Origin of the sequence: Paenibacillus sp. FSL H7-0442, assembly GCF_038593105.1 — a bacterium.
GTDB classification, from domain to species: domain Bacteria; phylum Bacillota; class Bacilli; order Paenibacillales; family Paenibacillaceae; genus Paenibacillus; species Paenibacillus polymyxa_D.
This window is the reverse complement of the sequence record NZ_CP151963.1, coordinates 827,414-850,041: the sequence shown is the minus strand read 5'-3', so window position 1 is coordinate 850,041 and position 22,628 is coordinate 827,414. Positions and strand designations below refer to the sequence as shown.

Below are 22,628 nucleotides of genomic sequence, written 5' to 3'. Positions count from 1 at the left end.
TCCCCTTTTCGCTGTTCTAGAAAGGAGCCAAATTACAAGTGACAACGTATTTACGCATTTTTGATAGCGTTTACATTAGCTCCTGTTGTTATTTTCCCAAAAGCTGAGAAGCATTGGAATACACAAATCAGGTTTCCTGGGTTTAAAAAACAGTGGGACTCCATCAGCTCATCCCCTCTCGTGTGATTTAATGTACTCGGAAGGCGTCATACCTGCCCATTTTTTGAACACCTGGCTAAAATATTGCGCGTTCCCGCCAAAGCCGAACCATTCGGCCAGCTCAAACACCTTTACATCTCCTGTCTCTCGAATATGCTCAGCCGCACGTTCGATCCGATAACGATTGACGTAGTGTGAGAAGTTTTCCCCAGTCACCTTTTTGAAAATCTTCCCTAAGTAGTCGGAATTCATATACAGCATTTGGCCTGCCACTCCGTTCAGCGACAAATCGGATTTTCTGTAGTTTTGCTCAATAATAGTGATCATTTTATCAACGGTAGAAGATTGGCGATACACATTACTTTTATAATAGATTGCGGTCATTCGTTCGGCAGCTTCCTGTACAAAAGATTTGAGACATGCCAGCGTTTTTTGCTCTGCCAGCACCACCATTCGGCTCGTAAACGCCGCACGCTCTTCTTCAGGGCATATACGGATCATAGCGGCATAGAGCTGAAGCACATAAGAGCGGGTCACAGAGATTTCCAGCTTCATCCGGGACAAAATACCGAATAACCGATCCACTTCCTGTGCAACCTCCACCGTATTTCCAGCCTTGATCAGCAGACCGAACTTTTCCTCGTCCAGCTCCAAATCTGCCATCTCCCGGGTATCCTCAGTCGCTAAATCCTCTTTCGTAATCAGACTGCCCTCCCCGGTGTAAAAACGGTGATTCATACAATGCAGTGTCTCCCGGTACATCCCCCGTGAATGCTGCATACTATCCGACTCACTAACTGCGACCGTTACCTCCAGTTTGTAAAAGCGATGAAATGTCGCACGTACCGCTTCAATCTGTTTCATAAACCGTGACGTATCATCCTCGCTTTCCAGCACGATGAGCAATTGCCCCTGCATGGTCGTACTGAGCAAGACATCATCCATCAAATCTGCCGCTATATTTTGCAATGCAAACAGATGCTCCGGCTCATGGGATTCCTCCACCCGCAGCAGCAGCATTCGAACCTGCTTATCTTGCAATTCAATTCCGAATAACCGCTCATAAAATGCGATATCGCGGCTACCGTAAGTTTTATAGGAAATAAACTCCTTCAAAAAGTGTTCCTTCACATGAGGCAGCATACGCTGAAAATCTAGCTTCATCCGGTTTACAAACTGCTTGCGTTCTTCCTGCTCCTCCCGCTCCTGTCCCAACTCGGTCAGAGCCTCATGAATTTGCCGCTCATTGCATGGCTTCAACAAGTAGTGCTTCACCCCGTATTGCATGGCCCGACAGGCATAATCAAAATCTTTGTAGCCAGACAACAGAATGAAACGGACGTCTGGAAAATGCTCCGTCGTTTTGGCAACCAGTCCGATACCGTCTAGTCCTGGCATAGAGATGTCGCTAATCACAAAATCAGGTGGGCTGGCTTGAATCTGATCATAAGCCTCAATCCCGTTACGTGCCGTGCCAACCAATCTCGTGCCCGCTTTCCCCCAATCAACCACCTGTGATATGCCTTCCAAAATCATACGCTCATCATCAACCAGTAGCACCTTGTACACGACCCTGATCCCCTTTCACATATGGAATACAGACATGAATCGACGTTCCTGTTCCTGACTCGCTATGCAGCTCTATCCCCCAAGGTGTACCAAATGTCAGGTTAATCCGTTCCTGAATATTCGTAAGTCCAATGCCCTGCCCACGAGTCGTAACCTGCCCGCTTCGCAGCTTTTCCAAGAAATCCGGCGTCATTCCCGGTCCGTCATCTTCAACTCGCAGAAATAGAGCACCCTCGCTTTCTCTCGCAATAATAGCAATCTGACAGGGTTCAATTCGCGGCTCCAGCGCATAATGAATGGCATTCTCCACCAAGGGCTGAAGCGTTAGCTTCGGAATTTGTGCATCCATCAGTTCTTCCGGAATATCCAGATGGAAAACGAGACGTTCATCAAAACGTGTTTTTTGGATCGTTACGTAGCTCCTTACAATATCCAGCTCTTTTCGAAGCGGAATCAGCTGCTCCTCAAAACTGACCGCACTGCGCAGTAGAAAAGCAAGTGCTTCCACCATCTCTGAAATCCGGTCCTGTTTATTGGCCTTGGCGAGCCAGTTCACGGACTCTAATGTATTGTATAAAAAATGTGGATTAATCTGGGCCTGGAGCGCCTTTAGCTCTGTTTCCCGCAGTAATAGCTGCTTGGCAACATTCTCATTAATGAGCTCACGAATGCGGCGAATCATTTTCTTGTACGTTCGATGAAGCAAGCCTACCTCATCCTGTGTGGAAAGGGGGACCGCACCAAGTGCTTCCTCTTCCAAACGGTCGAGATCGCCTTTTTCTATTTTACGCATGTTCTGGATTAATTGAACGATCGGTTTGGTAATGCTCCCTGACAATCTAGCCCCCAGAGCCAATGCGATAAGAAGCATAATGACAAAAATAGCGCTTACAACTTCTTTGATAATCGTAATGCTGCGAAACATATCATCGAAGGGGGTCATATGCAAATACGTCCAATCCGTATAAGAAGATTTGATTTGAGCAGCGAAAAAGGTTCCTCCTGAGTAGGTCGCAATCCCGTAAGGCTGCTTCCGGCCCAGCTCGGCCTGAATATCACTCTCACTCAAAAGTGGTGTTTCGGGATAAATCATCCGCCTTCCATCTGTAATCATCAGTTGTCCGTCACGACCGGAGGTTTGCACACGGTCCGCTACAATCCGGTCAATTCGTACACGAATCGCAAGCGTTCCGAGCCCATTCAGCGTAAAATTGGAATCGGTAAAGGATTTGAACTGCCGAGCTGCCAGCAAGGAGGAATGACCTGCGGCATACCATGCATTGGAACCGTCATGTTCGTCTGCCAGCTCCGACAGGGTGGATCGAAGCTCTTGGGGAATACCTTCGCGGTTGCCCGCACTCATGACCTGTCCCTCTTTGTCGATGACCATCATAGAATAGACATAGGTTTCAGAGCCGGCAAAGGCGACAAGCCTATTCGTTATTTTTTTACGCAGCACCATTTTGGCATAAGGGGATTTCTCTTTTTCCAATTGCAGCAAATAACGTTGAAGCTGCTCGTCCGTTGTTACCTTGAAAGTAACTTTTTCCACATCCTTCAGCTCATTTTCTATACCGATTGAAGAAATATTGAGTACTTCGGATGTTTTTTTGTACATTTGATTATCATAAATGTGAAATACGTACTTAAGTATGACTGCAACAACTGCAAAATTAACCAGCATAAGCACCGTGATCAGCAGTACCATTTTATGATGGATTCCAGCATTTTTGTAAGCGCTTTTAAAGTAGGTAATCAGTGATTGTCGCCTCCTTTATAACATACAAAATACCCCATGCCTTGGTCATTCGGCAAGAGGTATTTGCATTTGCTTAGCGTTGATCGGTTGGTTTCGATTTGTCCGCCTTGCTCATATATTCGTCGTATCGGTCATCAAGTTCCCGTGCCATACTCCGGTATTTACGCGTTTCCTCAACAATGGGATCGATATGAGTCTGAACCCGCACCTCATATTTAGGGCTGAGCCGTTCCCGCTTTTGGGCCTCATTCTCACGAATTTCGCCTTCCGTCAGCAGTTCACTGAGCTGGCGTTCCAATTCTTCGGATTGACTCATCGCGATTTCCTCCTTTAGGGTGATGGTCCCTACGTAGAATTATAACCCGGTTGCGTCTGCTTCTTTCAGCACTTGAATAAGTTGAGAATGAATAGCTGTATTCGTAGCTGCAATATGCCGTACACTCAGGTCATAAGGTCTGCCCAATGTATCGGTAATGGTACCGCCTGATTCCTGCACCAGCAAAGCGCCCGCTGCTACATCCCACGCATTCAAACCAATTTCGCAATAGGCCGATAACCGTCCCGACGCCACATAAGCCAGATGCAATGCTGCCGAGCCCAGCGCCCGAATGCCGCGTACCTGAGGTGTAAGAACCTGCGTGATTTTCATATTTAGCGGTTGTGCATACGTACGATCTGGCGGGAAGCCGATGCACACCAGACTATCTCCCAGTGTTTCTTCTCTTGAGGCTTGCATGCGATTACCATGTACATATGCGCCTTTTCCTTTTTCCGCTACAAACATTTCATCACGGGACGGATCATAAATAACCCCGACAATCACCTCTCCACGATGGGCCAAGGCAATGGACACACTGTAATACGGCAGACTGTGTACAAAATTGGTCGTGCCATCTACCGGATCAATAATCCATAAATATTCCTCTTCACGGGCAGCCTCTAGTGCGCGGGCCGAAGCTTCGGCTCCCGGCTCTACACCCTCTTCACCCAAAATCGCATGATCGGGAAAATGGGTCAGAATCAGTCTGCGAATCATCTGTTCTGCACCTTTATCTACCTCGGTCACTAGATCCGTAGGAGACTGTTTGGTATTCAAATGTTCAACAGTTCCCAGCCTGCTCTTAATCCATTCCCCGGCTTTGGATGCCGCGTTAATAGCCACGGCAGTATAGCTTTTTCCTGATACGATATAGGGAACCTTTTCGTTTTCATGTTCGTTCAACGTGTTCACTCTACTTTCTATATCATTGTTACGTGGTTTACGAAGCTGGCCTACAGCACAGTCTCTTAACCATCTCTGTTTCAGTACAAGTTTGCTAGTTTACACATTCTAGTATACACAATAAACTGCATAAAGTTTCCCCAAATGAGAGATTTATCCGCAAAATACTACTTTCTAAGGCATAATTTCTACGGAAGCCCCATCCAGCACTTTGACCCCATTATCTTCCTGAAGGCGCAGTTCATTCATCAATCCGAATAACGCTTCATCCTTAAGCTTGGCTTCAAGCATGACATCAATCCGATCCGTATATCCAGCAATATTGCGCAGAAAGGTCAGCAACGGCTCCACCAGAACACCGTCTGCATGACCACGAGGGTCTTTTTCACTTTTGGGACTGGAGGCATGAATTTTTGGCGGCAATGGATGATCAGTAGAAGATCCGGCTTGGGCCAATTCCCCTTTCCAGGTATTCAATATGTCCGGCCATAGCTCCCACGGCTTCTCACCCTCGTTATTGACCCATTGATGATGAATATCGAGAACCATCGGCAAGCCCGTTATTTTGCAAGCTTCCAGTGTTTCCACCGCATTGAATGTTTTATCATCATTTTCCAGCGTCAACCGTTCTCTTAACGAAAGATCCAGAGCACTAACCTGCTCTACAAAACGCTGGCCTGAGGTCACCTTATCTCCGTATGCACCACCAATATGAATGTTGTTCTTGGCTTCGGCACCGAGCCCCATGGCCTCCAGCATCGCTTTGTGGTACTTCAAGTCATTAATGGAGCTCTCCAACACCTCAGGACGGGGAGTGCTTAACACTGTAAAATGATCGGGGTGAAACGATACCCTCATCCTATTCGCCTTGACATAGTTCCCAACCTCTGCAAAGTCAGCAGCAAGCGCCTGAAACGGGTTCCAATCCCGCAGATCCTGATGGGTCGCGAGCGGAATCAGCTTGGATGAGAAACGATAGACCTGGATATCACTCGCGCGATTATGGCGCAGCAGCCTCAATGTATTATGGAGATTTTCAGCTGCTATCCGTTCTAGCTTGCGGATCGCAGCTTCTCGGTCTCCAATCTTGTTAAAGCTGGCCATCGTCATGGTTTTAGAGGGGGATGCATTTTGCACGGTAACCGACATGGCTACATAACCTAACCTTACGATCATAGGGTGTCTTCCTTTCAGTAGTTCGCAGTAGATGGTAAGGCCGCTTTCGTTCTGTGACCTAAAACCCTTTTCTACTGATCATACCCGGAAAAGCACATGCTGATTCGGTGTTATCGCACAAATTGCAAGAAGCAAACAGCTAGGATTGCTGCTGTGCTCCAAAAAACATTTCATCCGCCAATGCGGTCTGAATTCTTGATTCCTCATCATTCAGCTTACGAATGAGGATCATTTCAACTTCGGTCACTTCATCGCCCTGGAAATTAATTTCGGCGATACAGCCCACAATCTGCACGATGGCTACTGCCACGTTGTCCACGCTGTAAGCGATGACCTTCTGGCCTGTCGGAAACACGCGCAGCCCGGATTTAACCATTTTGCCACGTCCGTATTCCAGCAGTTCGTAAAGTTCTTGTTCGCTCTTGAATTTGCATACGGAGTTAAATTCAGTTTGAAAGCCCATGTGTAGCCGCCACCTTTCATCATTAAGGGTTTAGTGAAATGCTCAAGTAAGTGCCATATATATGAACAAAAAGGAGAGTGATCAGCTCCCCTTTGTTTCTTTTATGAGTTCTCGTAGTGCAATGCGGACCTGCGCTCATAACGCTCCAGTGCAAGAGCAATCATGCGGTCCAGCAGACTTGCATAGGATACGCCGGTTTCTCTCCACAATAATGGATACATACTGAACGGTGTAAAACCAGGCATCGTATTCACTTCATTAATAAGAATATGTCCGTCCGAGCGTCTGACGAAGAAATCGGCACGGGAAATCCCGCAGCCTTCCAGCGCGCGGAATGCTTGTAATGCGGCTTCACGAATACGATCTGCCACTTCCTCATCCAACGGTGCCGGAATAAGCATTTCCGATTGGCCATCCGTATATTTGGCAGCATAATCATAATAATCACTCGACGATACAATTTCACCCGGTACCGAGGCAATCGGCTCGTCATTGCCAAGTACGCTGACCTCAATCTCACGGGCATCGACGTACTCCTCGACAATCACCTTCAGGTCAAATTGCAAAGCCAGATCTACAGCCTTTTCCAGCTCTTCTCGGTTGCTGGCTTTGGAAATACCGACACTTGATCCCAGATTGGCCGGTTTGACAAAGCAAGGATAACCTAGCTCGGTTTCCATATTACGTACCAGATCATGACTGGTTTGGGCCCACTGTGTACTATTAAAATAACAGTATTTCACTTGCGGCAATCCTGCATGCTCAAACAGCTTCTTCATGACGCCTTTATCCATACCTGCTGCCGAAGCCAACACTCCTGCACCGACATAAGGCATATCCGCCATTTCGAACAGACCCTGAATCGTTCCGTCCTCGCCAAAGGTGCCGTGCAGCAACGGAAACAGCACATCCAGCGTCTGCTCTCCGTACAGCTTGCCGAACAACGTATCTAATGCCGCCTTGGTACCGCCCTCTGCACGTTCCAGCTTCAATTGCTCTACAGAAGCCAGAGGAGCGCTTAATAGCGCCCCTCTACGCCAATCGCCAGCCTTCGTAATATAAAAAGGAATAATCTCGTATTTCTCATAGTTAAATGCGTTCATTACCGCATACGCCGTTTGCAGCGAAACCTCATGTTCGCCCGATTTGCCACCGTACACCAGCCCTACGGTCAATTTTTGATTTGCCATGCCTATCCTCCGCTTTCCTACTTTCGTCATTATGACTGATTTGCGTCACTATACCTGTTATCCATCATCTCATTTAAAAATAGTCGGCGATGTGATAAAAGCGATATACCGTGTTGTCGGTCCACGCATACGAATTTTTATAGTCCCAATAACGATGTCTGGAGCTTACCGTATGCGCATTGACTAGCGGCATGCCGCCCGCATCAAAGGCCGTTACCACCGTGCTGTGCTGAAAGGTTCCGTCACCATCCCAATCGTAAAAAATGACGTCCCCCAGCATGAGCTGCTCCGGTCGACTCACCTGCTCAGCAGTCAAACCCCATGAGCTGGAGCCCAAATACCGCTCCAGACTGTTGGAAACTGCCCAACTGTAGCTCCACAGCTCACGTCCGGCGACCCGTCCTTTATACCACCAGCCCGATTCTCTTTTACCAGTATAGTGGATCGGTGCGCCCCCTGCAAAGAGGCATTGCGAGATATAATTGGTGCAATCCACATCAAAACCTTCAAACTCTGGGTTAAAGCTATCCCACCACTGATCTGCATAAGCCGCTGCTTCTTCACGGCGATATCGGCTGGGACGTGCGGACGTACCAAAGCCCAGCACACCGCGATTCAGCAGCGGCAAACTCCCTCCCTGATTAAACGAAGCCTGTTCAAAAGGAACCTCTCCCCCCGCTGGCTTCCTTTCTGCCGGATCTCGCTCAATTCTCGCTACCTGCCAGGCTTCACCCTCGCGTGTGAACGTCAGACGCTCCCGTTCAATCCGATCCTCCCGGTGAGTCATCCCGCCCTTCTCATAAAAGAGTCGGACATGCAGTTGTACATCTACCACAGCCTCATCCGGCGTATCCTGCACCATTCGTAGCGGCTTGGCGCGTGTCTCGCTGCGTAGGGGAACAGCATCCCGTTCGTTGTACCACTGCTCCAATCTGGCTGCACGTGCTGCTCGTTCCATCCGCTGCCCCACCTCCAGATACTCATCCGGCTGCGGTACACCATTCACTTCACTGCGATTGTATTGATTCACGTAAGCAAAAAGGGCCTGTTTCCATTCCCGCTCCCCCATCCCAATCCCTCCATATTCGTCCCGCTATCCTTTTCCGGGGATAACCGGAATGATGTATAACTTCCTTTCTTGCCTCTCTGGTCTGAAATGCTCTCTATCTATAAGTATGAATCTCTAAAGCTTGGTATGAACATCGAAACGCGAGGGAGCGGGACGTTTTATTTTCCAATCTGCAACGCATCATTTAGGCCAAAAAAACTTTACGGAACTGTCTGAAAACGGTATACTTAATCCAAAAGCAATCATTTTGAAATCACGTTTCATCTAATGAAACAAATTGCATTCATCACAACCTCTAACACGTTAAGAAGCACTGAAGATGTAATTGAGAACGCAACCAATTTAAACCAACTGGGCAAGACGTCGAAAAAACGACATCCCTATTTTCCCCCAAGCATTCACTTCAAGGAGGTAATACTTATGTCAGGAAAAGATCAATTCTCCATCGCCCGTAGTCTGGAAGTTAACGGGAAGCCTTATCGCTACTACAGTCTTAAGGCACTGGAGGAACAAGGAAAAAGCGGTATCGCCAAGCTGCCTTTCTCCATTAAAGTGTTGCTGGAAGCCGCGGTTCGCCAATTTGACGGACGCGCCATCACTGAAGAACATGTACAGCAGCTGACAGGCTGGGCTGAGGATCGGGACACCAACAAGGAGATTCCGTTCATTCCTGCACGCATCGTGCTACAGGATTTTACCGGTGTCCCCGTGGTTGTCGATTTGGCAGCTATGCGTGATACGGTGAAAAAAGCAGGCGGGGACCCGAAGCAAATCAATCCGCTCGTTCCCGTCGATCTCGTTATCGACCACTCGGTCATGGTCGATGCTTTCGGTACCAGTGATGCGCTGGATTACAACATTAATGTAGAGTTTGAACGTAACGAGGAGCGGTACCGTTTTCTGCGCTGGGCGCAAACGGCGTTCAACAACTTCCGCGCCGTTCCGCCATCCACAGGTATCGTCCATCAGGTCAATCTGGAATATCTCGCCTCCGTTGCGGCTACCAAAACCATTGACGGTGAAACGGTCGTCTTTCCAGATTCCCTCGTAGGAACAGACTCCCATACCACGATGATTAACGGCCTTGGTGTTGTTGGCTGGGGTGTCGGCGGGATTGAGGCAGAGGCGGGTATGCTGGGGCAACCGCTGTATTTTGTCACTCCCGATGTGATTGGCTTCAAGCTGACAGGCAGTCTGACGGAAGGCTCTACCGCCACCGATCTGGCGCTCACTGTTACACAAATGCTGCGTAAAAAAGGCGTAGTCGGCAAATTCGTAGAGTTTTACGGGCCTGGTCTGGCTAACATCAGCTTGGCTGACCGTGCGACAGTTGCCAACATGGCACCGGAATACGGCGCAACGATTGGTTTCTTCCCGGTCGATGCGGAAACACTGGCCTACCTGCGCAGCACTGGACGTTCCGATGAGCAAGTAAGCCTCGTAGAGGAATATTACAAGGCCCAAGGCATGTTCCGCACATCCGATACACCGGACCCTGTGTTCAGCGATACCATTGAGCTGGATCTAGCCTCGGTTGTACCGAGTCTCGCCGGACCCAAACGTCCGCAGGACCGTGTTGAGCTTGGCCGCATGAAAGAAACGTTTGAAGGCATTATTCGTACCCCAGTGGACAAGGGCGGCTATGGACTGAGCGATGAAAAAATCGCACAGAAGATTCCGCTGACCCATCCGGACGGCTCCACCAGCGAGTTAGGTACAGGAGCAGTCGTTATTGCGGCTATCACAAGCTGCACGAATACCTCCAATCCAAGCGTTATGCTCGGTGCGGGCTTGCTGGCCAAAAAGGCAGTGCAGCGTGGGCTCAAAAAGCCAGGCTATGTTAAAACAAGCTTGACGCCAGGCTCCCTCGTCGTGACGGAATACCTGCAAAAAGCGGGATTAATCGGACCGCTCGAAGCCCTCGGCTTCCATGTAGCAGGCTACGGCTGCGCAACCTGTATCGGTAACTCCGGCCCACTTCCTGACGAAGTGAGTCAAGCTATCACAGACCATGATTTAACGGTTGGCGCAGTTATTTCCGGTAACCGGAACTTTGAAGGCCGTGTGCATGCGCAGGTCAAAGCCAACTATCTCGGCTCACCGCCACTGGTTGTCGCTTATGCGCTGGCAGGTACAGTGAACATTGATTTGGTGAATGATCCGCTCGGTTACGATCAGGACAATCAGCCTGTCTACCTGAAAGACATTTGGCCCACTTCCGAGGAAATCAAGGAAGCCATCAGCCTGTCTCTCAGCCCGGATATGTTCCGTCGCAAATATGAAAATGTATTTACTGCCAATGAAAAATGGAACTCCATTCCGGTTCCTGAAGGCGAACTGTATGAATGGGATGAAAAATCAACTTATATTCAAAATCCACCATTCTTTGAAAAACTTCAGGATGGCGTGCAGGATATCAAGGAAATCCGTAATGCCCGTGTGCTTGCCCTGTTGAATGATTCGGTCACGACGGACCATATCTCACCAGCAGGCAACATTGCTCCTTCCAGCCCGGCAGGACTGTACTTGAAGGAGCATGGCGTGGAACGCAAGGATTTCAACTCCTACGGCTCCCGTCGCGGTAACCACGAGGTCATGATGCGCGGTACATTCGCCAACATCCGTATCCGCAACAATGTGGCTCCAGGTACTGAAGGCGGCGTGACCAAATACTTGCCAACGGATGAGGAAATGTCCATCTATGATGCGTCCATGAAATATCAGGCAGCCGATCAGAACCTGATCGTCATCGCTGGTAAGGAATACGGCACAGGCAGCTCTCGTGACTGGGCGGCCAAAGGTACGCTTCTGCTGGGCGTTAAGGCTGTCATTGCCGAAAGCTTCGAGCGGATTCACCGCAGTAACCTGGTCGGCATGGGTGTACTGCCTCTGCAATTCCAGGAAGGCTATGGCTGGTCCAGCTTGGGCCTCAATGGTCGTGAAACCTTCGACATTCTCGGCATTAACAATGACGTGAAGCCTGGTCAAGAGCTTACGGTTGTGGCTAAACGCGAGGATGGCACGAAGTTCGAATTCCCAGTAATTGCTCGTTTGGACAGCACCGTCGACATCGACTACTACCACAACGGTGGTATTCTGCAAACCGTATTGCGTCAAATGATTCAAGAGTAAAGAGCGTATAAATAACAAAATCCCCTCCAAATGCAGTGGAAACTGCACATTGAGAGGGGATTTTTTATATGATTTAAGCCTTTAAAAGGAAACATATGCCGAGAACTGAGAACACTAGGGTTATAAGGAGTGTGAAGAGACCAGGCAGGCTTTCCATGATTGCAGAGCCTTCTTCGCTCTTGAACTGACGACTGAAATAGGGTTGGAGCATAAGCATAATCATAAAAGATATGAGGCTGATTCCACACAACAACCATACCTCAGGGGAGGATTTGTCAACAAAACGGTCAGCCACATCATTGAAATTGTAGTGGATTGCTACATTCCTAGGCATTCTCGGATACATGAAAAGGTAGATAATGAAAGGCAAAACAGAAATAAGAAAAGACAATACATTAGAAAAATTTAATTTACTTCTCATGGAAATCCCCCTAATATGCTAAATCGATCCGCATTATACAGATATCAGCAGTCTATATTTTTATACCTATGGCTTAGAAAGAGAGAAGTAACAAAACTAATCATCGTCGGTAAACAAGAAGCGAGCACCATATACACATTAACTTCTTGTCCTAATCCTATAGCGATCCCGATTAAGCCAAAGGCTATCCAAATATAAGCAGAGATACGATGCGTCTTCTTCCATGCCTTTTCATTCGAAAGCAGCCATGGGAACTTCAAACCAATTAAACGGTTAGGTGTTAATTTAGTGAATGTGATACCTACTGTTAAGTGCGATATCGCTGAAACCAATAAAACTATATTTAAGGGACTGAAGTAAATAGCATTTGAATACAGTAACATTAAAAAAAGAAAAATAAAATTTAGAACAACAAACACACTGGAACATATTTTACGATATGGAACCAAATTATTTTCAGAAAATTGTTCTCTATGTTTCGAGAATTTTGGATACAAGACAACAATAAGAAAAGAGATAATCATCGCTCCTGATGACACAATAAAAAAAGCTAAAGGGAGCTTTAGCGGGTTCATTGAAGGCAATATAATAAATGAATTTATAAAATGCAATATAATAAATAAAATAGAAATCTGAATCCACGGCTTTTTAAATTCTTTTTTTAAATCATAGTTATTCTCCACTCAAAACAACCTCACTTGGAACTGTTTCTCAGTTGATTTTAGAAGTAAGTGTATTTATAATACTTCATTATAAAAAATGAATATATTTTAATAAAATATATATTATTGTCAAATCATAATGCATATTTTTCAAAAAAATAAGAGATCAAAGTCACATTCACAATATTTTTTTACAAAAAATAGCTTTTCTTCTGTTTCGAAAAGAAGTTATTATCTATCTACTCTATTTCGATTATTAAAATAAACATCTCAAAGCAAAAAAGCCGATCCCTCAGGACCGACTTCCTACCCTATTCTCCTATAACCTTATCTTCACACCACCAGTTACTTCGAAATATCCAGAAAACCTTCTCCGAACACGTCCCGCACGTCATGAATGGTGATAAACGCTGCTGTGTCGATGGCTTTCACTATCTTTTTAAGCGCCGATACCTCTTGTTTACTAATGACGATATACAGCACTTCTTTTGGATTTTTAGTGTAATAACCGTGGCCTGACAGGACAGTAACTCCACGATCCATTTTCGTAATGACCATCTCGGCAATTTTATCTTGGTGCTCCGAAATAATCATGACCGCTTTTTTGGGGTTCAGTCCTTCGATCATGAAGTCCATCACCTTCGTACCAACGTACAAAATAACAATAGTTAGCATCAATTTTTCCGGGCCAATAATAAAATAGGAAGAGAATGCGACAATCAAATCAAAAAACAGCAGGCCATAACTGATATTCCAATCCAGATACTTGTTGGCAATCCGAGCTAAAATGACCGTTCCCGCCGTTGTGCCACCTACCCGTACGATTAAGCCAATGCCGACCCCCACCAAAACTCCGGCAAAAACGGCATTAATCGTCGGCTCATGCGAATCAATCCGCCAGTTGACTGTTAAATGTAAAAACAGCGAGTTAAAAGCGACCGCAATGATAGTGTACAAGGTCGTTCTCTTGTCTAAAAATTTATATCCGACAATCAGCAGCAAGCCATTAATCACCAGATTAGCGATCGAGGGAGACCACTGAAACAGGTAGTACAGGATGATTGTGACCCCTGTAACACCTCCCTCACCAAACTCATTCGGGATCACAAACAGATTAACAGCTAGCGCGAAAAAAAACGCACCCAGAATAATAAATGCGATGTCTGCAATACATTTTTTCATATATGCTCTAATCCTCTCTCTAACATTTCAAAGGATGAATCGCCAGATCGATTGGCTGACTCTTGTTGTCAAAATACGCTGACAACCAGTTCATGGTATCTACTACCAAACATAAAGTCAATACAACTTTGACACTTTAATTCGCCACCAGACTGCCTCAATCCTGACTTGAGGAGTCCGCAAAACCCTCCTTTTACAAGGTTATTCGACAAAAAAACACAATCCCGACTACTAAACTAAGAAAACGGGCCTCAAGCCCTTGTTTTAGACCTAGGCACATTTTCCCCTAAAACGACCATCCTCCTAATCGGCATTTTGAACACACATGACCATCTTCCTGTTTTATGTCAAAAGCGTTTTACTTTGAAAAAATGTGGGTATAATGATTGAAACATAACCAAGCAACCTACATAGCATTGCGACATCAAGTACATACAAATAGTCCTATACAGACGTCCTAAGCAACTCAATCTGAATTTGACAATATGGAATTGGAGGAATGATCTACATGAATACAATGAACTTAACCGTCCACACCCTGATGCCCTTTCACCACCAATACCAACGTGCCAACGCGGTGAGTATGCAGAAGAAAGAAGATAGCTCGGAGAAGAAGCTCAGCTTTCAGGACATTTTGAATGAAAAAATGGGTAAAAAATAAGGCGCCGTTTATCCGGTTGCATGACTCGCTTTACATAAGCCAAAAAGCCGTAGTTTCCTACATCGACTGTAGAGAACCACGGCTTTTTTTGATTCATGCGTTCCTAAACTCACACATTCGTTTTACTGACCGCCATCCCGATACTGCTCTGCCTTCTCACGCATCCCAGCGGCCACTGCTTCTTCGGTGTTCAGCCCCTTATCCGCTGCATAGGCGCGAATGTCCTGCGTGATGCGCATACTACAAAATTTTGGGCCGCACATCGAGCAAAAATGTGCTTCCTTGGCTCCCTCTGCTGGTAGCGTTTCATCATGGTAGGACAAGGCCCGCTCGGGATCAAGCGACAGATTGAACTGATCCCGCCAGCGGAACTCAAAGCGTGCCTTGGACAAAGCATCATCCCGCTGCTGCGCCCGTGGATGGCCCTTCGCCAGATCGGCAGCATGTGCCGCAATTTTGTAGGTAATGACACCCTCACGGACATCATCCTTATTCGGAAGACCCAAATGCTCCTTAGGCGTAACATAGCACAGCATGGACGTCCCGAACCAACCGATCATCGCCGCCCCGATGGCTGAGGTAATATGATCATATCCGGGGGCAATATCCGTCGTGAGCGGTCCCAAGGTATAGAAAGGAGCTTCCTTACAAATCTCCATTTGTAAATCCACATTCTCTTTGATTTTATGCATAGGGACATGTCCCGGCCCCTCAATCATGACCTGAACATCATGCTTCCATGCGATTTGCGTTAGCTCGCCCAACGTTTCCAGCTCTGCAAACTGTGCTTCATCATTCGCATCATAGATACTACCTGGACGTAGACCATCCCCGAGAGAAAAGGCCACATCATAGGCTTTCATAATTTCGCAGATTTCTTCAAAATGTGTATACAAAAAATTCTCCTGATGGTGCGCAAGGCACCAGGCTGCCATGATCGACCCGCCACGGGACACAATTCCCGTCATTCTATTCGCCGTCATCGGTATATACCGCAGCAATACACCCGCATGAATTGTAAAATAGTCCACTCCCTGCTCCGCCTGCTCGATCAGCGTATCGCGATACAACTCCCACGTCAGCGCTTCTGCTTCGCCGTTCACCTTTTCAAGTGCCTGATACAGCGGCACAGTTCCAATCGGTACAGGAGAATTCCGAATGATCCATTCACGTGTGGTATGGATATTACGGCCTGTGGATAGGTCCATAACTGTATCCGAGCCCCAACGCACAGCCCAGGTCATTTTCTCCACTTCCTCCTCAATCGAGGAGGTAACCGCAGAATTACCAATGTTCGCATTGATCTTCACGTGAAAATGACGCCCAATGACCATCGGCTCACTTTCCGGGTGATTGATATTCGAAGGCAAAATGGCTCGTCCAGCCGCCAATTCCTGCCGTACAAACTCAGGCTCCACCCCTTCGCGGATCGCCGCAAATTCCATTTCGGGCGTAATGATCCCTTGCCGTGCATAATGCATTTGCGTCACTGTACGACCTTGCGAAGCACGAAGCGGACGGTTGGTCACGCCGGGAAATTCAACTGTCTCCCGTTTGGAGCCAGGTTTCAGTCCATTATCCTCCGGTTTGACGGCGCGTCCCTCGTAAGCCTCCACATCGCCCCGTTCCAGTGCCCAAGCTCGCCGTAATGGAGGCAGGCCCTGACGGATATCGACCTGATAGGCTTCGTCAGTCATGGGACCGCTCGTATCGTACACACGCAATGGCTCATGATGCTCCGTGCCCTGCGGCGTATGTGTAGGATGAAGAGCAATTTCCCGCTCTGGGACGGCAATGTCCGGCCGCGAGCCTTGAATATATACCTTACGGCTCCCTGGAAAGGGCGTTACCCCACTGGCTTGCTCCCCGTTTGTCTTCTCTACCCCAACTTCCCTTGTTCCTGCCAACCTTACTTCTGCTGATTTAAATTCTGTTCCTTTTGTTCCTTCTACTTCTGTCGGCTTCATTGTCCATTCCTCCTGTTTCGATGAAATGACACACCGATCCGGAACCATTCCCAGGGTGGCGCTGATCTATGCAAAAAAGCCGGTTCCCGAGGGAACCGGCTAATCTAACGAGGCAGCTATCCAGACCGTGCACATGTGGAATAATCCTATTCCAATGCGTCACCGTAGACAGCAGCTGCGTATACATTTCAATGGCCGATTACTTCCCTACGCTGGTATGATCCAGATCAGGTGCAAAGGGTCCGGAATCTTACACGATTCCATCTCAGCCCGGCATTACAGGCTCCCCCAGTAACTGCGATACTTCTATTCACATGAGGCGGACATAACAGACATCCCGCCATCCTTATCAGACTACTTCAAATTTATGGCTTTGGCAACCCTTCTAGGTTTCATTTAGCAAGAAGACGCTCCTCATCAAATCACTTTGCTTGCTTCAACTGCATTCATTCTTGTTACGGAAGCATAAGCCCCATTTCCTTCGCCGCTTCGATCAAAATCGGAGCAAAGTCATGTAGCGTCTCGGGTGCAAGCCGACTGACCGGACCGGATACAGATAAAGCCGCAGTGACCTGTCCCTTCCGGTTCACAATTGGTGCTGCCACAGCAGCGGCCCCTGGCTCCCGTTCTTCATAGCTGGTCGCATAGCCCTTCTCGCGAATGTCCTGCAGCTGGGCTTTATAGACCTCCGCGTCTACCGAGGGCGGCCATTCATTCCCGCTTAGCAGGGCTTCCAGCTCCTGCGGCGGCATAAAGGCAGCCAGCACCTTACTGGAGGCTCCTACAGCCAGCGGCATACGCGCACCCACAGGCGCAACCCTGCGGATCGCCTGATTGCTCTGCACGGCTTGTATGCGAATACGCATGCTGCCGTCCCGTAAGTACAAGCTGACCGTTTCGCCCAGACGGTCACGCAGTCCTTCCATTGCAGGCTGTAACAACACCGCCGGCTCGTCACTTTGGGACAAATGTGTGGATAGCTCCCAAATGCGGAAGCCAAGTCGATATTTTTCCGTTTCGGCATTCCGAACGACAAAGCCCCGATCCTCCAACGTAGTCAGCAGCCGATGAACCGTGCTTTTATGTAGACCAATTTTGGAGGCAATCTCCGTTAGGCCAAGATCCGAATCTGCGGTAAAACACAGCAATATATCAAGTGCACGCTCTACAGCGCGAACGGTTAATTTACGGTCTTCCATTCGTGAACCGCTCCTCTTGTATCCATATTCGTTTCACACTATGAAACATGGTTACATAAATTATATAGAATAGTCGCGGCTACTGTAAACCGATGTTTTTGTGACAACCATATTACAGAACGAGAACAAACATCGACAATTCTTTGCATCATTTTTACTTTTCCGGTTCAGGCGTTGACTTTGGATAACCCCCATCATACGATAATAGGTATCTATACGGATATACACTATCATTTTCAAGTGGAATTATACCTAAATTCTATTGAAACGAAGATCAATTTTATATAAGGAGGCTCTTACATGATTTCTACATCCCAGCGCAACTCTCAGCTACAGACCGCTGTTCAGGAGCCGTCCACCCCACTCTTTAATCCCCGTCTGCTGCGGTTCAAGCACGTTGTGATTGCTCTGCTGCTGTCGGTCGTTTTTTTTCTGTTGTTTTGTTTTATTGCCTTGCATGCTTACATCGCATGGGTACTTACGAATCCTACCGTCGCGCCGCTGTACTCTAATCCGATGCAGGCCAAAAACATGCCTTATGAGGAAGTCAGCTTCCCTGCCAAGGATGGTAGCCGCATGGTACAAGGCTGGTATATCCCGGCGGATCAATCGCGGAAAACGATTATTTTCAGCCATGGTTATGGAGCTAACCGCGAAGAAAGCTGGATTCCCATGTATGATCTGGCGCATTATGCCCACAGTTTGAACTTTAATGTGGTCATGTTCGATTATGGATTCGCGTCACAAAACAGCAAATCAGTCGCAACCGGAGGCAAAGCGGAATCCCAGCAGCTTCTCGGAGCGATCCAGCTTGCGAAGCAACGCGGCTCGTCGGAGATTATCGTATGGGGCTTCTCCATGGGGGCAGGAACCGCTCTTCAGGCGGGCTTGCAAACCAAGGATGTGGACGCAATGATTTTGGACAGCACTTTCCTGTTGGAGCCGGATACGCTGTACCATAACATTCACAATCAAATTAACCTGCCAAGACATCCGTCTTTGGAAATTCTGGAGTTGCTGTTTCCAGTCTTGAACGGCACCAGCTTGCATCAGATTCCATATCAGGAGGTTAAAAAGGAAAACTATCCGTTCCCGATCATGTTTGTGCATGGTACACAGGATGAAAAGGCTCCTTATCCTATTGCGGAAAAGCTCGCTGCCAATCAAACCAACCCACTTTCCAGTGTATGGATTGTCAAAAACGGAATACATGAGCTTATTTTCAGAGAGCATCCCCGTGAATATCTACGGCGGGTATCGACGTTTCTAAGCAGTGTACAGGAGCTGGAGGACAAGAAAACGATCGCTGATGCCCACAAACAAACGACTACAAAGTAAAGAATTATTTTTCAAAAAAACTGTATTTAATTCTTCACCTTGAAGAAGCCTGCCTACGGACACTAACCCGTGCCGTAGCTGGGCTTCTTTTTCGTTTACCATGGTATTCTTGTTCTACGTAACAGATGTGACCAAATTAAGCGAGTTCATAGACATATTCCCGATAGGACAGCGAATATACTGGGTACGTATGCATCCAGGGCAGATCTGCCAGATCCGCCGGATAGCCATAGTGGGATACGGGAGGTATAAAACGATGCTGAGTACTTATGGGTCTTTCCTGCCCTTACGTGTGCTGGAGGAAATTCGGCATTGGAAGCAGCAGGAAAGTTGGCATGTGGAAGTGATTAAATCCGCTACCGAGGAACTGGAGCCTACTTATGTACGGCTGCTGGATGATTGGCGGACTGTATTCGAACAGACGGAACGCACCGCCATAGAGTTGCTTGAAGAGCAACGGAGCGCACTTGATCCGGCAGATCAAGCGTGGCATCAGGAATGGAAACAGCTGTCGGCTGCCCCACAAGCACATACACACGAATTCACTGAACCTCCAAAACAGTCAAGGGGATTAGACGCATCATCATCTGTAAAGATGCCATCGTCAGAGTCAGCATTAAACGCTCAGCCTGACTCACAAGAATTAAATCGTCGATTGGACGATTTGCTACAAACCGCAAACCGCCAGTCACAGGAGTATGTACGGCAGCTCGGTCTGCTGAGCGAGCACAGTCATGCATTGCGTCAGCAGCCAAAATCCGCTGGAGTTGTATTACACGCGGCACATGAAAGCCAATATTTCCTGATCTCGACAACCCCCTTTCAAGAACCTGGCTCCATCGCAAGGGCTGCTGGGTTGTATCATGTAGCGACAGAGGGTGAGAATTACCCAGAGGAAGCGTTTCGAGAACGTCAGGCAGGCATAAGGGGAGAAGGCACATGGACGACTAAAGGCGTCAAATCCAGCCAGGCTCAACCTTCGGCAACGGAAAAAACCTCAATCGGCCGGTCGGTTCCTATTGGAGGACATCGACTCCCACCGCTCCCTTACCCCTATAATGCGCTTGAACCGTATATTGATGAAAAAACGATGCGCATTCACCATGACAAGCATCATTTGAGCTATGTGAATGACCTGAATAAAGCGGAAAAGAAGCTGGAAGAAGCCCGAAAAACAGGTAATTTTGATCTCGTAAAACATTGGGAACGCGAACTGGCATTCAACGGCGCAGGCCATTATCTGCATACTCTTTTTTGGACGATCATGAGTCCTCAAGGCGGTGGAAACCCAAGCGGACCGCTGGCTGAACAGATTAAAAAAGATTTTGGCAGCTACGATGCATTCAAAAAACAATTCAGTTCGGCAGCCGAAAAGGTCGAGGGTGGCGGCTGGGCGATCCTGGTATGGAGTCCGCGCGCGGGACGGCTTGAAATTTTGCAGGCCGAAAAGCACCAGAATCTGACTCAATGGGAGTCCATTCCGCTGCTGGCGATAGATGTGTGGGAACACGCATATTACTTAAAGCATCAAAACGAGCGCAACAAATACATTGAGGATTGGTGGCATGTCGTTAACTGGCCTGAAGTGGAAGCACGCTACGATCAAGCCTCCAAGCTGAGATGGCAACCCTTCTAGAGGTTGTTCAAAAAGTCGTCTTTCCATAACGAAGCTATTCAAGAAGCGGATTCGACGTCGAATCTTGAATTCAGCCGGGCCTTCCGTTGCTCACGTAGATCTGTCTACGCTCCGCTACTCAGTCCCTAGCTTCATCCAACTTTCTCGGTCCTGAAAAGCCGACTTTTTGAACACGCACTAATAGGCTTCTAAGCTAAAGACAAACTACACCTGCAAATCGTATCGCTCTCTGAGCGCTGCCATTTGTTCGGTCCATCCTTCCGGTTGTACCAGCCAGCTATCGGCAGGTGAAATGGCTGTCTGGCTCTCGACGACACGGCGCAAAGATGCCGTGTACGCCTCAACAGACGGCACTCCAGCCAGCTCTGCCAGGCTACCCATCGTTGCTGGATTCACCCGGGGGTAATCCTGCTGCTGCACGCCTGTCGACGTATCTCCGGCTGCCTCTGTATAGAATTGCTGTACCGCCTGTGCACGCTCTGCACCGCTGCCCTCAATCATCACGAAGGCTGTGATGATATACGCCTTGGCTTGACGTCGCTGTGCAATGCCGCAAAACTTGCGGCCCCGGACGCTGACATCGTAATCCCCGGGACAGAAGGACCCGGGGATTTCTCCGGTCTGCGCCTCGCCAGACCACGGAACCAGCGCATCGGCAATTAGCCCTGCCATGAGCCGAAAATCTTCATGCAGGCTGATGGCCCGCTGTGGATTCGGCAGGATCAAGGACAGGTTCAGCACCCCCCTGTCCAGCATGACGGCTGCTCCACCTGAGGGGCGTACGCATACCGAAGTTCCCGCGTTGCGCACTCGCTCCATCGCTTGTGGGGCGTAAGAGAGCCTGCGGTCCCGGTGACCGATCACAAGCGCTGACGGATGCCGCCAAAGATGCAAAATGGGTGCAGCTCCTTTCCCTACTTGCCGACAGGCCAGCTCCTCCCAAGCCAGCGGAGACAAAACGTCCTCCTGAGTGTCCGCAAGTGGTGCTTCAAACCACTGCAACTCAGGCAAAGCTGTTGTTTTTTCTGTTGATCTATGTACATTCTCCATACGTTATCCCCTATCTATAAAAATAACTGTTATCCATAGGCTAATCGTAATTTTAAGGCGGCTATCCCGTCGTTTATATCTGATGTTAACAAAAAAAGGTGGCTACGCCTATGCGTAAACCACCCTTTTTTGTTCATCACATAAACGTCTTGCGATGTTCGATCAATCCTTAAGCAGCGACAGAAACTCTGCGCGCTGCGCTGCATCATCACGAAACGTACCGCGTACCGCAGACGTTACTGTTTTGCTACCAGGCTTTTTGACACCTCTTGCACACATGCACAGGTGCTCGCCTTCTACGACTACCATAACCCCGTGAGCGGAGACCGCTTCATTTAAAATATCAGCGATCTGTGAAGTAATACGCTCCTGTACCTGCAATCGGCGGGTCACTGCCTCTACCAGGCGTGCAAGCTTGCTCAATCCTACAATTTTGCCGCTGGGTACATAGCCGATATGCACTTTTCCGAAGAAAGGAGCCATATGGTGCTCACACTGGCTGTAATAGACGATGTCCTTCACGATCACAAGCTCCTCGTGATTCTCGTCAAATGTCACACCCAGCGCATCCCGGGGATCAACCTCATAACCCGCAAATATTTCCTCATACATGCGCGCAACGCGTGCCGGTGTTTCCAACAACCCTTCACGCTTGGGGTCCTCACCGATCAGTTGTAAAATCTGCTCCACATGGTACTCGATTTTATCCCGGTTATCCGCAGCTTTGCGGTTAATATAATCTTTTACGCCAGCCACAGTAATCCTCCTCTATG

Annotated in this window: 19 protein-coding genes and 1 riboswitch; of the genes, 4 read left to right on the top strand and 15 right to left on the bottom strand. The window is 48.1% G+C overall.

What is annotated here, in order from left to right:
• Positions 1 to 168 precede the first annotated feature (168 nt).
• From MHH57_RS03760 to MHH57_RS03725, 8 genes are all read right to left on the bottom strand, one after another.
• Entirely contained in the window at positions 169 to 1,728 is a 1,560-nt protein-coding gene (locus MHH57_RS03760) for a response regulator (protein ID WP_340931313.1), read from the bottom strand.
• A complete protein-coding gene (locus MHH57_RS03755; protein ID WP_209018226.1) occupies positions 1,706 to 3,436 on the bottom strand; it encodes a histidine kinase in 1,731 nt (576 codons plus the stop codon). Before MHH57_RS03755 ends, MHH57_RS03760 begins: the two co-directional genes overlap by 23 nt.
• A 124-nt stretch (positions 3,437 to 3,560) precedes the next feature.
• Positions 3,561 to 3,803, bottom strand: a complete 243-nt coding sequence (locus tag MHH57_RS03750; RefSeq protein ID WP_029515768.1) for a hypothetical protein — start codon at positions 3,801 to 3,803, stop codon at positions 3,561 to 3,563.
• A 39-nt stretch (positions 3,804 to 3,842) separates the two neighbouring features.
• Positions 3,843 to 4,709: an inositol monophosphatase family protein gene (locus MHH57_RS03745; RefSeq protein WP_013308756.1), complete on the bottom strand. Its 867-nt coding sequence runs from the start codon at positions 4,707 to 4,709 to the stop codon at positions 3,843 to 3,845.
• Positions 4,710 to 4,883: 174 nt separating this feature from the next.
• Positions 4,884 to 5,885 (bottom strand): UV DNA damage repair endonuclease UvsE, encoded by a 1,002-nt coding sequence (gene uvsE / locus MHH57_RS03740; protein ID WP_069011284.1) that lies wholly within the window; start codon positions 5,883 to 5,885, stop codon positions 4,884 to 4,886.
• 139 nt (positions 5,886 to 6,024) lie between these two features.
• Positions 6,025 to 6,348, bottom strand: coding sequence for a hypothetical protein (locus MHH57_RS03735; RefSeq protein WP_013308754.1), 324 nt, complete (start codon positions 6,346 to 6,348; stop codon positions 6,025 to 6,027).
• Positions 6,349 to 6,449: 101 nt separating this feature from the next.
• Positions 6,450 to 7,538 carry a D-alanine--D-alanine ligase gene (locus tag MHH57_RS03730; protein ID WP_039270664.1) on the bottom strand — a complete coding sequence of 363 codons (1,089 nt, stop codon included), beginning with the start codon at positions 7,536 to 7,538 and terminating at the stop codon, positions 6,450 to 6,452.
• A 73-nt stretch (positions 7,539 to 7,611) separates the two neighbouring features.
• Positions 7,612 to 8,607 (bottom strand): amidase domain-containing protein, encoded by a 996-nt coding sequence (locus tag MHH57_RS03725; RefSeq protein ID WP_029515772.1) that lies wholly within the window; start codon positions 8,605 to 8,607, stop codon positions 7,612 to 7,614.
• 420 nt (positions 8,608 to 9,027) lie between these two features.
• Here MHH57_RS03725 and acnA point away from each other — a divergent pair, with 420 nt between their 5' ends.
• Positions 9,028 to 11,739 carry an aconitate hydratase AcnA gene (acnA, locus tag MHH57_RS03720; protein ID WP_029515773.1) on the top strand — a complete coding sequence of 904 codons (2,712 nt, stop codon included), beginning with the start codon at positions 9,028 to 9,030 and terminating at the stop codon, positions 11,737 to 11,739.
• A gap of 73 nt (positions 11,740 to 11,812) precedes the next feature.
• Here acnA and MHH57_RS03715 read toward each other — a convergent pair whose 3' ends face one another.
• From MHH57_RS03715 to MHH57_RS03705, 3 genes are all read right to left on the bottom strand, one after another.
• Positions 11,813 to 12,160 (bottom strand): DUF1648 domain-containing protein, encoded by a 348-nt coding sequence (locus MHH57_RS03715; protein WP_322251841.1) that lies wholly within the window; start codon positions 12,158 to 12,160, stop codon positions 11,813 to 11,815.
• A gap of 44 nt (positions 12,161 to 12,204) precedes the next feature.
• Positions 12,205 to 12,843, bottom strand: a complete 639-nt coding sequence (locus tag MHH57_RS03710; protein ID WP_029515775.1) for an SdpI family protein — start codon at positions 12,841 to 12,843, stop codon at positions 12,205 to 12,207.
• Positions 12,844 to 13,167: 324 nt separating this feature from the next.
• Complete coding sequence (locus tag MHH57_RS03705; protein WP_342434839.1) at positions 13,168 to 14,004, bottom strand: YitT family protein; 837 nt, start codon at positions 14,002 to 14,004, stop codon at positions 13,168 to 13,170.
• A gap of 508 nt (positions 14,005 to 14,512) precedes the next feature.
• On the opposite strand from MHH57_RS03705, the gene MHH57_RS03700 reads away from it, so the two are divergent.
• Positions 14,513 to 14,665, top strand: coding sequence for a hypothetical protein (locus tag MHH57_RS03700; RefSeq protein ID WP_010348453.1), 153 nt, complete (start codon positions 14,513 to 14,515; stop codon positions 14,663 to 14,665).
• A 122-nt stretch (positions 14,666 to 14,787) separates the two neighbouring features.
• Here the strand turns inward: MHH57_RS03700 and thiC are convergent, their stop codons facing one another.
• On the bottom strand, positions 14,788 to 16,632 hold the full coding sequence (thiC, locus tag MHH57_RS03695) for a phosphomethylpyrimidine synthase ThiC (protein WP_069011280.1): 1,845 nt from the start codon (positions 16,630 to 16,632) through the stop codon (positions 14,788 to 14,790).
• A 187-nt stretch (positions 16,633 to 16,819) separates the two neighbouring features.
• Positions 16,820 to 16,932: riboswitch (TPP riboswitch) on the bottom strand.
• A gap of 155 nt (positions 16,933 to 17,087) precedes the next feature.
• A complete protein-coding gene (locus tag MHH57_RS03690) occupies positions 17,088 to 17,831 on the bottom strand; it encodes an IclR family transcriptional regulator (RefSeq protein WP_039270658.1) in 744 nt (247 codons plus the stop codon).
• A gap of 300 nt (positions 17,832 to 18,131) precedes the next feature.
• Here MHH57_RS03690 and MHH57_RS03685 point away from each other — a divergent pair, with 300 nt between their 5' ends.
• Together MHH57_RS03685 and MHH57_RS03680 are read left to right on the top strand one after the other, a co-directional pair.
• A complete protein-coding gene (locus tag MHH57_RS03685) occupies positions 18,132 to 19,169 on the top strand; it encodes an alpha/beta hydrolase (RefSeq protein WP_029515779.1) in 1,038 nt (345 codons plus the stop codon).
• A 256-nt stretch (positions 19,170 to 19,425) separates the two neighbouring features.
• A complete protein-coding gene (locus tag MHH57_RS03680) occupies positions 19,426 to 20,805 on the top strand; it encodes a Fe-Mn family superoxide dismutase (protein WP_342434838.1) in 1,380 nt (459 codons plus the stop codon).
• Positions 20,806 to 21,009: 204 nt separating this feature from the next.
• Here MHH57_RS03680 and MHH57_RS03675 read toward each other — a convergent pair whose 3' ends face one another.
• Together MHH57_RS03675 and folE are read right to left on the bottom strand one after the other, a co-directional pair.
• Complete coding sequence (locus MHH57_RS03675; protein ID WP_341038725.1) at positions 21,010 to 21,855, bottom strand: lipoate--protein ligase family protein; 846 nt, start codon at positions 21,853 to 21,855, stop codon at positions 21,010 to 21,012.
• A 162-nt stretch (positions 21,856 to 22,017) separates the two neighbouring features.
• On the bottom strand, positions 22,018 to 22,611 hold the full coding sequence (gene folE / locus MHH57_RS03670; protein ID WP_013308743.1) for a GTP cyclohydrolase I FolE: 594 nt from the start codon (positions 22,609 to 22,611) through the stop codon (positions 22,018 to 22,020).
• Between the last annotated feature and the right edge of the window lie 17 nt (positions 22,612 to 22,628).

What these genes read in the sequence shown, in the direction of transcription:
- MHH57_RS03755 (WP_209018226.1), bottom strand. Translation starts at nt 3,436, where the DNA reads ATGGTACTGCTGATCACGGTGCTTATGCTGGTTAATTTTGCAGTTGTT.
- MHH57_RS03750 (WP_029515768.1), bottom strand. Translation starts at nt 3,803, where the DNA reads ATGAGTCAATCCGAAGAATTGGAACGCCAGCTCAGTGAACTGCTGACG.
- uvsE (WP_069011284.1), bottom strand. Translation starts at nt 5,885, where the DNA reads ATGATCGTAAGGTTAGGTTATGTAGCCATGTCGGTTACCGTGCAAAAT.
- MHH57_RS03735 (WP_013308754.1), bottom strand. Translation starts at nt 6,348, where the DNA reads ATGGGCTTTCAAACTGAATTTAACTCCGTATGCAAATTCAAGAGCGAA.
- MHH57_RS03730 (WP_039270664.1), bottom strand. Translation starts at nt 7,538, where the DNA reads ATGGCAAATCAAAAATTGACCGTAGGGCTGGTGTACGGTGGCAAATCG.
- MHH57_RS03725 (WP_029515772.1), bottom strand. Translation starts at nt 8,607, where the DNA reads ATGGGGGAGCGGGAATGGAAACAGGCCCTTTTTGCTTACGTGAATCAA.
- acnA (WP_029515773.1), top strand. Translation starts at nt 9,028, where the DNA reads ATGTCAGGAAAAGATCAATTCTCCATCGCCCGTAGTCTGGAAGTTAAC.
- MHH57_RS03715 (WP_322251841.1), bottom strand. Translation starts at nt 12,160, where the DNA reads ATGAGAAGTAAATTAAATTTTTCTAATGTATTGTCTTTTCTTATTTCT.
- MHH57_RS03705 (WP_342434839.1), bottom strand. Translation starts at nt 14,004, where the DNA reads ATGAAAAAATGTATTGCAGACATCGCATTTATTATTCTGGGTGCGTTT.
- MHH57_RS03700 (WP_010348453.1), top strand. Translation starts at nt 14,513, where the DNA reads ATGAATACAATGAACTTAACCGTCCACACCCTGATGCCCTTTCACCAC.
- thiC (WP_069011280.1), bottom strand. Translation starts at nt 16,632, where the DNA reads ATGAAGCCGACAGAAGTAGAAGGAACAAAAGGAACAGAATTTAAATCA.
- MHH57_RS03690 (WP_039270658.1), bottom strand. Translation starts at nt 17,831, where the DNA reads ATGGAAGACCGTAAATTAACCGTTCGCGCTGTAGAGCGTGCACTTGAT.
- MHH57_RS03685 (WP_029515779.1), top strand. Translation starts at nt 18,132, where the DNA reads ATGATTTCTACATCCCAGCGCAACTCTCAGCTACAGACCGCTGTTCAG.
- MHH57_RS03680 (WP_342434838.1), top strand. Translation starts at nt 19,426, where the DNA reads ATGCTGAGTACTTATGGGTCTTTCCTGCCCTTACGTGTGCTGGAGGAA.
- MHH57_RS03675 (WP_341038725.1), bottom strand. Translation starts at nt 21,855, where the DNA reads ATGGAGAATGTACATAGATCAACAGAAAAAACAACAGCTTTGCCTGAG.